11 protein-coding genes are annotated in these 13,130 nt (G+C 70.7%); 9 read left to right on the top strand and 2 right to left on the bottom strand.

Annotated features, from left to right (window positions below):
* Positions 1 to 48 precede the first annotated feature (48 nt).
* The 5 genes from NON00_RS04900 (at position 49) to NON00_RS04880 (ending at position 5,116) form a co-directional block, all read left to right on the top strand.
* The gene (locus NON00_RS04900) at positions 49 to 1,167 is read left to right on the top strand and encodes a 4-oxalomesaconate tautomerase (protein WP_256017967.1); all 1,119 of its coding nucleotides are present in this window, start codon (positions 49 to 51) and stop codon (positions 1,165 to 1,167) included.
* Positions 1,168 to 1,205: 38 nt separating this feature from the next.
* The gene (locus tag NON00_RS04895) at positions 1,206 to 2,195 is read left to right on the top strand and encodes a tripartite tricarboxylate transporter substrate binding protein (protein WP_256017966.1); all 990 of its coding nucleotides are present in this window, start codon (positions 1,206 to 1,208) and stop codon (positions 2,193 to 2,195) included.
* Between the two features lie 291 nt (positions 2,196 to 2,486).
* On the top strand, positions 2,487 to 3,662 hold the full coding sequence (locus NON00_RS04890) for an isochorismate synthase MenF (RefSeq protein ID WP_256017965.1): 1,176 nt from the start codon (positions 2,487 to 2,489) through the stop codon (positions 3,660 to 3,662).
* A 36-nt stretch (positions 3,663 to 3,698) separates the two neighbouring features.
* Positions 3,699 to 4,355 (top strand): isochorismatase family protein, encoded by a 657-nt coding sequence (locus NON00_RS04885; RefSeq protein WP_256017964.1) that lies wholly within the window; start codon positions 3,699 to 3,701, stop codon positions 4,353 to 4,355.
* Positions 4,355 to 5,116, top strand: a complete 762-nt coding sequence (locus NON00_RS04880; RefSeq protein WP_256017963.1) for a 2,3-dihydro-2,3-dihydroxybenzoate dehydrogenase — start codon at positions 4,355 to 4,357, stop codon at positions 5,114 to 5,116. The genes NON00_RS04885 and NON00_RS04880 overlap by 1 nt, the downstream gene beginning before the upstream one ends.
* A 134-nt stretch (positions 5,117 to 5,250) precedes the next feature.
* On the opposite strand, the gene NON00_RS04875 is transcribed toward NON00_RS04880, so the two are convergent.
* On the bottom strand, positions 5,251 to 6,588 hold the full coding sequence (locus NON00_RS04875; RefSeq protein WP_256017962.1) for a hypothetical protein: 1,338 nt from the start codon (positions 6,586 to 6,588) through the stop codon (positions 5,251 to 5,253).
* 208 nt (positions 6,589 to 6,796) lie between these two features.
* Here NON00_RS04875 and katG point away from each other — a divergent pair, with 208 nt between their 5' ends.
* From katG to NON00_RS04855, 4 genes are all read left to right on the top strand, one after another.
* The gene (gene katG, locus NON00_RS04870) at positions 6,797 to 9,016 is read left to right on the top strand and encodes a catalase/peroxidase HPI (protein WP_408906445.1); all 2,220 of its coding nucleotides are present in this window, start codon (positions 6,797 to 6,799) and stop codon (positions 9,014 to 9,016) included.
* A 185-nt stretch (positions 9,017 to 9,201) separates the two neighbouring features.
* The gene (locus NON00_RS04865) at positions 9,202 to 9,369 is read left to right on the top strand and encodes a hypothetical protein (protein ID WP_256017961.1); all 168 of its coding nucleotides are present in this window, start codon (positions 9,202 to 9,204) and stop codon (positions 9,367 to 9,369) included.
* Between the two features lie 181 nt (positions 9,370 to 9,550).
* Positions 9,551 to 10,708, top strand: a complete 1,158-nt coding sequence (locus NON00_RS04860; RefSeq protein WP_256017960.1) for an AAA family ATPase — start codon at positions 9,551 to 9,553, stop codon at positions 10,706 to 10,708.
* The gene (locus tag NON00_RS04855; RefSeq protein WP_256017959.1) at positions 10,705 to 11,787 is read left to right on the top strand and encodes a ParB/RepB/Spo0J family partition protein; all 1,083 of its coding nucleotides are present in this window, start codon (positions 10,705 to 10,707) and stop codon (positions 11,785 to 11,787) included. Before NON00_RS04860 ends, NON00_RS04855 begins: the two co-directional genes overlap by 4 nt.
* Positions 11,788 to 11,937: 150 nt before the next feature.
* Here NON00_RS04855 and NON00_RS04850 read toward each other — a convergent pair whose 3' ends face one another.
* Positions 11,938 to 12,972, bottom strand: a complete 1,035-nt coding sequence (locus NON00_RS04850; protein ID WP_256017958.1) for a replication protein RepA — start codon at positions 12,970 to 12,972, stop codon at positions 11,938 to 11,940.
* Between the last annotated feature and the right edge of the window lie 158 nt (positions 12,973 to 13,130).

Below are 13,130 nucleotides of genomic sequence, written 5' to 3'. Positions count from 1 at the left end.
CGCCGGGCGCAGAACCACGGCGAACACGAAGATGGGAAGGAAACAGCGATGCAGACACGCATCCCCTGCGTGCTGATGCGGGGCGGAACCAGCCGCGGGCCGTTCTTCCTCTCCGCCCACCTGCCGGCCGATCCGGCGGCGCGGGACGCCGTGCTGCTCGCCGCCCTCGGCTCGCCCCACCCCATGCAGGTGGATGGCATCGGCGGCGGCACGACGCTGACCAGCAAGGTCGCCATCGTCGGCCCCTCCACCGAGCCGGGCGTGGATGTCGATTATCTCTTCGCCCAGGTCGCGGTGGAGCGGAACAGCGTCGATACCCGGCCGAACTGCGGCAATATGCTCGCCGCCGTCGGGCCCTTCGCCATCGAGGCCGGGCTGGTGGCGCCGGGCCACCCGCAGACGCTGGTGCGCATCCGCAACCGCAACACCGGGCAGCTGGTGGAGGCGGTGGTGCGCACCCCGGGCGGCCAGGTGACCTATACGGGCGAGACCGCCATCCCCGGCGTGCCCGGCACCGCCGCCCCCATCGCGCTGCGCTTCCGCGATGTCGCCGGCAGCAAGACGGGGCGCCTCTTCCCCTCCGGCGCGCGCAGCGAGGCGATCGGCGGCGTCACCGTCACGCTGATCGACGGCGCCATGCCGATGATGCTGGTGGCCGCCGCCGATCTCGGCACCCGCGCCGATGCCCCGCCCGAGGCGATCGAGGCCGATCCCGCCCTGCGCGCGCGGATCGAGGCGCTGCGGCTGGAAGCCGGGCGGCGCATGGGCCTTGGCGATGTGTCGGACAGCGTGGTGCCCAAGCCCGCCCTGCTCGGGCCGGGCACGGGCGGCGCCACCCTCACCGCGCGTTACCTGACGCCGCACAGCGTCCACCGCGCCATGGCGGTGACGGGCGGCATCACTCTGGCGGTGGCCGCGCGCCTGCCGGGCACCGTGGCCGCGGCTCTCGCCACCCCCCCGGCCCGGCCGGAGGGCGGGGAGGACAGCATCAGCATCGCCCACCCCGCCGGCCTGATGGAAATCGGCCTGTGGCTGGAGGAAGGCAAGGTCCGCTGGGCCAGCGTGCAGCGCACGGCGCGGCGGATTTTCGAGGGGCACCTGCTCCTGCCCGAGGAAACCGCCCGGGCGGTGGCCATGGCGGCACCGCCGCTGCTGGCCGCCGAGTAGAGCCAGGGTCCATAAAAAAGAATCGGAGGAAACGAGACATGATCTCGCGCCGTTCCCTGCTGGCCGGCCTCGCCGCCGGCACCGCCGCCACCCTGGCCGCCCCACGGCCTGCCCTGGCCGATACCGGCGCCTGGCCGCGCCGCCCGATCCGCCTGCTCGTCGCCTATGCGCCGGGGGGCGGGACGGACAATGTCGCCCGCGTCCTGGCCGCCCAGTTGCAGACCGTGCTGGGCCAGCCGGTGGTGGTGGAGAACAAGCCCGGCGCCGGCGGCAATCTGGCCACCGAGGCCGTCGCCCAGTCCCGCCCCGATGGCTATACGCTGCTGATCGGCAATCAGGGGCCGATGACGGTCAACCAGTCGCTCTTCCCCTCGCTGAAGATCGACCCGCTGAAGGTGCTGGAGCCGGTGGCGCTGGTGGCGGATGCGCCCCTGGTGGCGGTGACCGGCCCCGGCAGCAAGGCCACCGACCTGCGGAGCCTGCTGGCCGAGGCGCGCGGCAAGCGCGGCGGCTTCAGCTATGCCTCGGCCTCCAACGGCTCGGCCAGCCACCTCGCGGCGGCGCTGATGTTCCAGATGGCGGGGGTGGAGGCGGAGCACCTGCCCTTCCGTGGCGCCGGCCCGGCGCTGAACGATGTGGTCGCCGGCCATATCCCCTTCATGGTGACGACGCTGCCCTCCGTCGCCGGGCTGATCCAGGGCGAGATGGTGCGCCCCCTGGCGGTGACCGGCACGCGGCGCATCGCCGCCCTGCCCCAGGTGCCGACGGTGGCCGAGGCGGCGCTGCCGGACTACCACGCCTCCGCCTGGTACGGGGTGGTGGCGCCGCGCGGCCTGCCGGAGGGCATCCGCGCCCGCCTCGAAGCCGCCATCGCCGACAGCCTCGGCGTGCCCGAGGTGGCGAAACGCCTCGCCGAGGAAGGCGCCGTCCCGGCCCGCATGGGCGCGGATGACTTCGCCCGCTTCATGGCCACCGAGCGCAGCCGCTGGGCCAGGCTGATCGCCGAGACCGGCATCCGCGCCGACTGAGAAAGCGTTGCGCCTTGAGGGGGCTTCGCCCCCTCCGATACCTGCCCCCAGAAAGGGTTTCCAAAGGCCTCAGGCCTTTGGTGGGGAGAGTCTGAGAGGGGCGAAGCCCCTCTCAGCACCCCATGGACGGCCTCAACACCCCTCCCCTCGCCTTCTCCGCGTGGCGTGAAAGCCCTGCATATGCCGCAGGGCAGCAATCCCCGCTGCCGCCCGCGCAGCGGCAAGGATTGCGAATGAAAATCACCTTCACTATTGAAGCCACGCCAGGGATGCCGAATGGAGAGACCGGCCATGAACATCATGTTGCGCGGGGCCACCCAGGAACAGGCCGGGGGCGCACCGCTTTTCGCCTTCCGCTCACGCCATGGCCTGCTCTGCGGCCAGGGCGAGGCCGCCGCCCTGCCCCCCGGCCCCGCCGAAACCCTGGCTGCCCGCGCCGAGGCCTTCTTCCGCGCCGCCGGGCCGGAGGCGGTGCTGGCCGGCGCCCTGCCCTTCGACCGCGCGGCGGCGGACCACCTGATCCAGCCACGCCGCCTGCTCCCTGCCCTGCCCCCCGCGCCGGAGGAGGATGCCCCGCCGCCCGGCCAGGACTGGCGCCTGCGCCACGAGCCGGATGCCGCCGGCTATGCCGCCGCCGTCCGCCGCGCCCTCGACATCATGGCCGGCGAGGCCGGGCCAGACCGGCTGGACAAGATCGTGCTGGCGCGCAGCCTGCTGGCCCATTCCGCCACGCCGATCGACACCGCCCGGCTGCTGCACCGCCTCTCCGCCGACCCGGCGGTGACCGCCTTCCTGGTGCCGCTGCCGCCGCAGGAGGGGCGCCCCCGCCTGCTGATGGGCGCCACGCCGGAACTGCTGGTGTCCAAGACGGGGGAGGCGGTGGTCTCCCACCCCCTGGCCGGCTCCGCCCGGCGGCAGGCCGATGCCAGCGCCGACCGCGCCGCGGCCGAGGGCCTCGCCCGCTCGGAGAAAGACCAGCGCGAGCATGCCATCGTGGTGGAATACATCCTCGACACCCTGGCGCCCTTCTGCCGCGACCTCGCCACACCTGAGGGCACGACGCTGACCAGCACGCGCAGCATGTGGCATCTTGGCACCCGCATCGAGGGGGTGGCGAAGGAGCCGGGCCTCTCCGTGCTCGCCCTCGCCGCCGCGCTGCACCCGACGCCGGCCGTCTGCGGCCTGCCGCGCGCCCGGGCGGCGACGCTGATCGGCGAGATCGAGCCCGCGTCGCGCGGCTTCTATGCCGGTGCCGTCGGCTGGGGCGATGGGCGCGGCGATGGCGCCTGGCATGTCGCCATCCGCTGCGCCGAGATCAGCGGCCATACCGCGCGGCTCTATGCCGGGGCGGGCATCGTGCCCGGCTCCGACCCCTGGCAGGAGGCTGCGGAAACCGGCGCCAAATACGGCGCCATGCTCGCCGCGCTGGGCATCGACCCGCGCGGGGTCGATGCCCCCGCCCCCTGACTGCCTTCTTTCTCCCTGCCAAGGACGACCCGCCCGATGAGCCAGAAGGGCCTGCCCACCATCGCCCCCTATGCCCTGCCCGAGGCCGCGTCACTGCCCGCGCCGCGCGGCGGCGGCTGGCCGCTGGAGCCGGGGCGCGCAGCCCTGCTGGTGCATGACATGCAGCGCTATTTCCTCCGCCCCTACCCGGCGGGCGAGGCGCCGCTGGCCCCGGTGGTGGCGCATATCGCGCAGCTCCTGGCGGCCGCGCGGCGGGCGGGGGTGCCCGTTTTCTACACCGCCCAGCACGTCAACCAGGACCGGCGTGACCGTGGCCTGCAGGCCGATCTCTGGGGCCCGGGCATGAGCGATGCCGGGGCGCACCAGCCCATCCTGCCCGAGCTTGCCCCCACGCCGGAGGATTTCGTCCTCACCAAGCACCGCTACAGCGCCTTCCAGCGCAGCAACCTGGAACGGCTGATGCGCGCGCGCGGGCGGGACCAGCTCATCATCTGCGGCGTCTACGCCCATATCGGCTGCATGCTGACGGCGGCGGATGCCTTCATGCGCGATATCCACCCCTTCTTCGTCGCCGATGCGGTGGCCGATTTCTCCCGCGCCAAACATGACATGGCGGTGGAGTATGTCGCCGCCGTCTGCGGCGTGCCCTGCGCCACGGCCCAGGTGGTGGCCCGGCTGGAAGGCCAGGGCTGATGCGCCTCACCGGGATCGAGGGCCGGCTGGCCCTGCTGACGGGCGCCGCCGGCGGCATCGGCCGCGCCGTGGTGGACACCCTGCTGGAGGCCGGCGCCCGCGTGGTCGCGACGGACCGGGTGGTGGACGACCTCCCCCCCCGCCCCGGCCTGCGCGCCCTGCCGCTCGACGTCTCGGACGCCGCCGCGGTCGAGGCGCTGGTGGCGCGGGTGGAGGCGGAGGAAGGCCCGGTCGATTTCGGCCTGTCCGTCGCCGGCGTGCTGGAGACGGGGCTGGTGACGGAGACGGAGGATGCCGCGTGGCGGCATGTCTTCGCCGTCAATGCCGATGGGGTGTTCCATCTCGGCCGGGCCCTGGCGCGGCGGATGGTGCCGCGGCGGCGCGGCGCCTTCGTCACCGTCAGTTCCAATGCCGCCGGGGTGCCGCGCCACGGCATGGCGGCCTATGCGGCCTCCAAGGCCGCGGCGACCATGTTCACCCGCTGCCTCGGGCTGGAACTGGCGCCGCATGGCATCCGCTGCAACATCGTCGCCCCCGGCTCCACCCTGACGCCGATGCAGACAGGCATGTGGGCCGATGACCAGGGCGCCGCCCGCGTGATCGCCGGCTCGCTGGACAGTTTCAAAACCGGCATCCCGCTCGGCAAGCTGGCCACGCCGCAGGATGTGGCCCATGCCGTGGTCTTCCTGCTCTCCGATCAGGCGGGGCATGTGACCATGGCCGATCTCTATGTGGATGGCGGGGCCACGCAAAGAGCCTGAACAAGAATGTCCTTTTTTTCAAAAAAGGACCAAAAAACTTTTTCCAGTTGGCGTCCCGCCTCAGGCCATAGGCGGGACGCCAGACTGGAAAAGTCTTTTTGCTTCTTTTTCTTCAGAAAAAGAAGATTCCTTCCTTACTGGGGCCTGTGGCTGACGAGGGCCACAAACTCTTCCAGCAGGGCGGGCATTTCGGCGGGGGGCACGGGCAGGCGCTCCGCCTCCAGCCGGGTTTCGTCGAGCAGGCGGCCAGCGCGGGTATAAAGCGTCAGGTGGAGTTCCTCCGCCGTGGCGCGCGGCAGGCACAGCACGTCTTCCCCCCGCGCTTCCTCCCGCGCCACCTCGATGAAGTCGCGGATCTCGCGCAGCGCGCCGCCGCCCTGTTCATCCGCCTCTTCCAGGAAGTCAGCGATTTCAGCCGCCGTCTCGGAGAGCGGCACAAGGGCCAGCGGCACGCAGCCACCCTGCGCCTGATACGCCAGGGAGCGCCAACGGTCGAACGCCTCGGCCCGGGCCTCTTCCTCCGGGGTGGCGGGCGCATCCTCGGCCGGGGGCTCCGGCAGGCCAGAGACGGCGATCTCCTCCCAGAGCGGCACATCCCAATCGAGTTGCAGCCCGATCAGCACGGCGAAGCTGCCCTGCCCCAGCACCGCGGCCTCGGCGGGCGGCAGGGCGGCGGGCGGCTGCCCGGCCAGCATCTCCAGCAGGACCTGCCGCGCCTGCACCGGCGTCAGTTCCGCGATGGCCTCGGGCGCGCGCCATTCCGGCAACAGATGCAGGGCGACGCCCTCAGACAGGGCACCGGAGGCCAGCAGCCCCTCGACCAGGGCCAGGGGGTCGGGCAGGGCACCGGGCGACAGGGCCACCGGCAGCGCCACCAGCCCGGCCCAGCCAGAGGGGCCAGCCGGCGCAGCCTCGGCCAGGGTCAGCAAGTCCTGCGCCAGATCATCCGCCGCCTCCTCGCCATAGCGCTGCGCCACCTTGCGCACCGCCTGGTCCAGCACGCCATCCCGCCCCTGCTGGATCAGCGTCTCGGCGAGGGTCTCGAAGGCCAGGCGGTCCTCCCCGGCGAAGAGGCGCATCAGGCGCTCGGCCGGGGTGCCGCTGCCCTTGTCGGCGCGGGGGGCGGGGGCCTTGGCCGGGTCGAGGCCGAGCAGGCGCAGCGCCTCCGGCCCCTGGCGCAGGGCCTCGCGGTCCCTCCAGGCGCGGCCGCCGCCGGGATGGGCGTCCAGCCAGCGGCGGGCGGCGGCGCGATCGGGCTGCTGCACCAGCACGGCCACGCCCTGGCGCAGCATTTCCGCCGCCACAGCACGGTTGGCGGCCTGACGCTCGGCCAGCGAGGCGGCCTCGCCGGGGCGCAGCAGGTCCAGCGTCTCGGCATCGGGGTAGTGGGTCAGCACCACGGAACGCAGTTCCGGCGCCAGGGTACGGGCCAGGGCTTCCGCCTCCGCCCAGGATTCATCGGCTGGTGCCATCGCCCTACTCCTCGCATCGGCCACAGGGGCGCAGGAGTAACGCCAGCGGGCGCCGCGCGCCATGTGGTGGCGGCGATCCTCGGGCCAACCGCGCCGCCGCGGACCCGATGATCGATTTCGCCCATAAAATTTATCGAAAAAACTCGTTTCCCTCGATCATGGCCAGAGCATAGCCTTCCTGCCAATCAACCAAGGGAGGAATACGTCCATGGATACCAATCCTGGCAGCCAGATGGGCTGCCCGATGAAGAAGGCGGGGGGTGTGCGCGCCCTGCTCGGCCGCACCAACCGCGACTGGTGGCCGAACCAGATGGCCCTCGACATCCTCCACCAGCGCGGGCGCAGCGGGAACCCGATGGGGGATGGCTTCGACTACGCCAGGGAATTCCTCTCCCTCGACCTCGCCGCGGTGAAGCGCGACCTGCACGCGCTGATGACCGACAGCCAGCCCTGGTGGCCGGCCGATTACGGGCATTACGGCCCCTTCTTCATCCGCATGGCCTGGCACAGCGCCGGCACCTACCGCACCGGGGATGGGCGGGGCGGCGCCTCCGCCGGCACGCAGCGCTTCGCGCCGCTCAATTCCTGGCCGGACAATGCCAATCTCGACAAGGCGCGCCGCCTGCTCTGGCCGGTCAAGCAGAAATACGGCCGCAAGCTCTCCTGGGCGGATCTGATGATCCTGGCCGGCAATGTCGCCATCGAGTCCATGGGCGGCCCGGTCTTCGGCTTCGGCGGCGGGCGGGAAGACGTCTTCGAGCCGGAGAAGGACATCTATTGGGGCACGGAAGAGCAATGGCTCGGCCAGACCCGCATCGACCCGGCGAAGAACATGGTGCTGGAGAGCCCGCTGGCGGCCATCCAGATGGGCCTCATCTATGTCAACCCGGAGGGGCCAGGGGGCGTGCCGGACCCGGCGCAGTCGGCCCGCGACATCCGCGAGACCTTCGCCCGCATGGGCATGAATGACGAGGAGACGGTGGCGCTGACCGCCGGTGGCCATACCTTCGGCAAGTGCCACGGCGCGGGCGATGCCGCCCATGTGGGGCGCGAGCCGGAGGGGGCGGATATCGCCCTGCAGGGCCTCGGCTGGCACAGCACGCATGAAAGCGGCATGGGGGACCACACCATCACCAGCGGGCTGGAAGGCGCCTGGACGCCCAACCCGACGCGCTGGGATGGCGGCTATTTCCACATGCTGCTCGATTATGAGTATGAACTGGTGACCAGCCCGGCGGGGGCGAAGCAGTGGCAGCCCATCAACCCCGCCCCCGAGGACATGGCCCCCGGCGCCCACAGCCCGGAGCGCCGCCTGCCCACGATGATGACCACCGCCGACATGGCGATGAAGGTGGACCCGGCCTACCGGGCCATCTCCGAGCGCTTCCGCGCCCATCCGGAGCAGTTCGCCGATGCCTTCGCGCGGGCCTGGTTCAAGCTCTGCCATCGCGACATGGGGCCGAAGGCGCGCTATCTCGGCCCCGATGTGCCGGCCGAGGACCTGATCTGGCAGGACCCCATTCCGGCAGCGGATTACGCCCCGGTTGACGCCGCCGATATCGCGGCGCTGAAGGCGCAGATCCTCTCCAGCGGGCTGAGCACCGCCGAGCTGGTGGCGACGGCCTGGGCCTCGGCCTCGACCTATCGCGGCTCGGACCACCGGGGCGGCGCCAATGGCGGGCGCATCCGCCTTGCCCCGCAGAAGGATTGGGACGTCAACGAGCCGGCGCGGCTGGCCCGCGTGCTGGGGGTGCTGGAGGGGATCAAGGCCCGCTTCGACGCCGCGGCGGGCGGCGGCAAGAAGGTTTCCCTCGCCGATCTCATCGTGCTCGGCGGCAGCGCGGCGGTGGAGAGGGCCGCCCGCGAGGCCGGGCATGACGTGGCCGTGCCCTTCACCCCGGGCAGGACGGATGCCAGCGCCGAACAGACGGATGCCGAGGGCTTCGCGGTGCTGGAGCCGAAGGCCGATGGCTTCCGCAATTACCTCCAGGTGCCCTTCACCGTGCCGACGGAGGAATTGCTGATCGACCGCGCCCAGCTGCTGACATTGAGCGCGCCGGAAATGACGGTGCTGCTCGGCGGGCTGCGCGTGCTGGGGGCCAATCATGGCGGGCGGAAGGAGGGGGTGTTCACCCATCGCCCGGGGCTGCTGACCAACGACTTCTTCGTCAACCTGCTCGACATGGGCACGGCCTGGAAGTTGATTGATGGCCATGCCGATGAGGTCTTCGCCGGCACCTGCCGCAAGACGGGCGCGGCGCTCTGGACGGCGACGCGCACGGACCTCGCCTTCGGCTCGAACTCCCAGCTGCGCGCCCTGGCCGAGGTCTATGCCGCGGCCGATGCGGGGGCGATGTTCGTCACCGACTTCATCGCCGCCTGGGTGAAGGTGATGAATGCCGACCGCTTCGACCTGACCCGCCCCTGATCATGGCCTGGCCACGGCGCCCGCGCGCCGTGGCCCGGACAGGATCGGGACGGGGGGACAATGCCATGCATCGGCGCGATATCGATCAACTGGATACGGCCCGCCGCTACTGGGTTCCGGTGGTGGTGTCGCCAGAACGCAACTGGGCCGCTGCCCCGGGCTGCCGCAAAGGGGCGCGCTACCTCGTGAACTGCCGCACCCTGCGGGTCAGCCGGGACGAATTCGAAGCCTTCGAGACGGAATTCGGCTGCCTCGGCTGGATCACCCGCAACCGCGCCTCGCTCAACCGGCTGTTGCCCGGGGCGAAGGTGCGGGCGGTGCCCCTGGAGCGCTGGCTGCTCGGGCTCGACTGAGCCACGGCTTGGATGCATCCCATTGGATGCATCCAATCTGGCCGCTCCCCCTCCCCGCCGCGCGGCGGATTGGATGCATCCAAGCCACACTCGCCACCCTTCGCACCACCATCGCCCGGCGCCCCTTTGCGGGAAGGCTCCGTCTCGCTTATGGAGAAATCACCTGCGACCGGAGGAGTTCATGGATCAGGCCGAGAGTTTCCGCCAGATCGCCGAGGTGCTGCGCGCCGCGCAGCGCACCGCGATCGAGGTGGAGAACGCGCCCGAAAAGCGCAAGCGGCTGCGCAGTTTTTCCGTGCAGGAAGCCGCCGCCCTGCTCGGCACCACCCCGCGCCAGCTGCGCCAGGCCGCCGGCCTCGCGCCGGAGGGCAAGGGCATCGCCCCCCGCGCCCGCCTCGACTTCCCTGAGCTTCAGGCCGCCCGGGCCGCCCTCGGCCGCATGCCGCGCCGCGACCCCGCGCGGGGCGAGGCCCTGGCCACTGTCGTCTTCACGAATTTTAAGGGCGGCTCGGCCAAGACCACCAGCAGCGTCCATTGCGCGCAATATCTCGCCCTGCAGGGCTTCCGCGTCCTGCTCGTCGATCTCGACAGCCAGGCCAGCAGCACCGCCCAGTTCGGCCTCGATCCGGCCACGGAGGTGAAGGCCTCCACCTGCTTCACCGCCTGGCTCCGGCGCGGCGCTGGCGCGGCACCCGATCTGGCGGCCTCGCTCTGCCAGCGCACCTATTGGCCCGGTATCGACCTGCTGCCCGCCGGCGCCGCCCTCGCCGAGGCGGAGGAGACCCTGGCCCGTCGCGCCGCCAGCGGCGAAGCCGAGGAAATCCTCTATTTCGACGAGCTGGCCGCCTTTCTCTCCGCGGTCGCGCCGCGCTACGACGTGGCCGTCATCGACACCCGGCCGGACGTCAACATGCTGATGACGACCGCCCTTCACGCCGCCACGGGGCTGGTCATCCCGACCCGCGCCACCATGACGGACCTCGCCTCCACCGCCGAGTTCTTCGCCCATCTGGCCAGCTATACGGCCGATTACCATGCGGCTTTCGGCCATGGGCTGGACTTCGCCTTCGCCCGCATCCTGGTCACCGCCTATGACCCCACGGACCGTAGCCAGGAGGCGCTGCTGGCCCTGCTGCGGGAGCGCTTCGGTGCCCGTGTCCTGCCCGAGCCCTTCCTGCATTCGCGCATCATGGGCACCGCCGGCTTCGGCAAGGAGACGCTCTATGAATATGAGCCGAGCACGGACCGTGCCGCCTATAACCGTGTCATCGCCAGCGCCAATGCCGTGAACCAGTCCATCGAGGACGAATTGCGCCGCCATTGGGGGAGGGCCGCATGAAGGCCCCCGGCTCGCGCTTCGGCGCCCTGGCCCAGGCGGTGCGCGACCGCACCGCCGAGGCCGCCACCCAGCCCGCCCCCCCGCCCGAGGCGGAGAAGCCCGCCCAGCACCGCCCCGCCGCCGCGCTGGGCCTCGCCGCCGAGGGGCTGCGCGAGCGCATCGCCCGGCTGGAAGCGGAACTGGCCAGCGCCACCACCGCCAACCAGGGGCTGGAGCGCCAGCTGTCGCAGGCGCGCAACCTCGCCGCGCGCAGCGGCGAGAACGGGGAGGAGTTTCTCTTCGTTGATCCCGCCCTGGTTGACGACCCCCTGCCACGCGACCGTCTGCCCGGCGCCTTCTCCGGCGCGGAGTTCGAGGCGTTGCTGGCCGATATCCGGGCCAATGGCCAGAACGATGCCATCACCCTGCGGCGGCGGGAGGGTGGGCGGTTCGAGATCGCGGCGGGGCGGCGGCGGCTTGAGGTGTGCCGGCACCTGGGCCTCGCGGTGCTGGCCCGCGTGCGCGCCCTGGACGATGCCGCCATGCTGCGCGTCCAGTTCTCCGAGAATGAGCGGCGCGAGGATATCTCGGCGCTGGAGCGGGCGCGCTGGTTCGCCGAGGTGCGGGCGCGCCTCCAGGGGGCCGGGCGCGATATCGCCGCCCAGTTCGGCATCGATCCCTCGACCTTCAGCCTTTACCTGCGGCTGGCAAGGTTCCCATCGGAGATCATCGAGCGCCTGGAGGACCCGCGCCGCCTCTCCATGCTGCGCGCCCGCCGCGTCATGGAGGCGGTGGAAGCCAATGAGGCCATCCTGCCGCGTATCCTGGAGGCGCTGGAGCAGCAGGGGAGGGGGGTGGAGGCGGAGGAGCAGATCAATCTGCTGCTGCGCGTGGCCGAGGGCCGGGAAATGCGGTCGCCGGCGGGGGCCGCTCCGCCTGTGGAGCGCCGGCATATCGTGCATGAGGGGCAGAAGCTGGGAACTCTCACACGCAATGGCGGGCAATGGGTGTTCCGCTTCGCCACCTCGCTGAGCGATGAGGTGGTGCAAGGCATGGTGGAAAGCCTGCCGGAGCTTTTGCAGCGCCACGCCAAGGGGTGAGGGTGTGAACCTTGCAAGCCAGGGTCAGGCCCTGGTGGCAAGGTTCACAACAGCGGTGAGGTATAGGAAGAATCTTCTTTTTCTGAAGAAAAAGAAGCAAAAAGACTTTTTCTAAAAGAAAGTTTTTGGTTCTTTTTACAAAAAGAACACTTAAACCCGGATCGGCGGCGGCGAAGGTTCCAGCAGAAGGCCCCGATCCGTCACCCGCACCTTGGCGTTCTTGTAGGTCGAGAGCGCCAGATGCAGAGGCCCCTCGAACTGTGTCTTGAAATTCTTGAGGGCGCCAACCTTGGAACCGAATTGCCGCCACAGCCTGTCCCAGCCGATCGGCGTTTCCTTCGGCAGCGAGTGCAGGCGGTAGGCCAGCCACAGATAGATATCGATGGCCAGGGGGGAGGTGGTGAGGTCGCGCACGGCGGCGCGGTCCACCAGCACCGGATGGCGGCGCAATTCCTCGAAGAAGGCCTGGGAGAGCAGCACACGCTCCACCAGCCGGTTTGTCTTGGTCGAGCGCGGGTCTGGCTCGCCGACATAGCTGAAGGCTTCGACAAGGCGCTGGTTGATGATCACGCCCTTCTTGTCGCTGCCGAAACTGAAATCCACGGCGCAGCTGGCGAGGCGTTCCAGCTGTTCTGTCACCTTGGCATTGCTGGGGCCGCCGCGGTTGATGCCCAGCCGCGCCACCACGGCGCTCGCCGAGCGGCCCATATGGATCTCGCGTGAGCCACGCTCCAGGGCTTCCGTCTGCCAGTCGATCAGCAGCAGGCGGGCATAGCTGCCGAAGGGGACACCGATATATTCCTGGCTGTTGTCATCGCGCAGCCGCACGCCGGGGCGCACCAGGAGGCGGGCGAAATCCGTCTCGATCAGCCAGTTCTGGTCCTTGGGCTGGTCGCGGTGTGGCAGGCCGGCGAGGCACCAGGCGGAATAGGAATAGCCGATCTCGCTGCTGCCTTCGAATTCGCGCACGATGGCGGTGGAGGCCGTATCGGCGATCTGGCGGCCCATGCGCCCGGCCAGCGCGCGCGAGAGGCTGGCAGGCTTCGCATCCAGCACGGCCAGCTGCGCGGCCTTCACGGCTCCCTTGGCGCCTTTTGCCTCCACCAGCCTGTGCACGCTGGCGGTGTCGCCGAACAGGTCGCCCTGGTCATCCTGGGGTTCGGGATTCGTCTTCGGCTGCACCATGAACGGCAACCTGCAACGTCCGGCGGGGGGCCGTCGATGCGAACCTTGCAAGCCACCCCTTCCAAGCGCTGCGAACCTTGCCAGCCCAGGGCAATGCTAGGGGTTAAAGAGAGATTGTTATTGTTAAAGGGGCTGGCAGGGTTCGCGTGGATAACCCG

Origin of the sequence: Roseomonas sp. GC11, assembly GCF_024437745.1 — a bacterium.
Lineage (GTDB): Bacteria > Pseudomonadota > Alphaproteobacteria > Acetobacterales > Acetobacteraceae > Pseudoroseomonas.
This window is presented reverse-complemented; position numbering and strand designations above follow the sequence as displayed.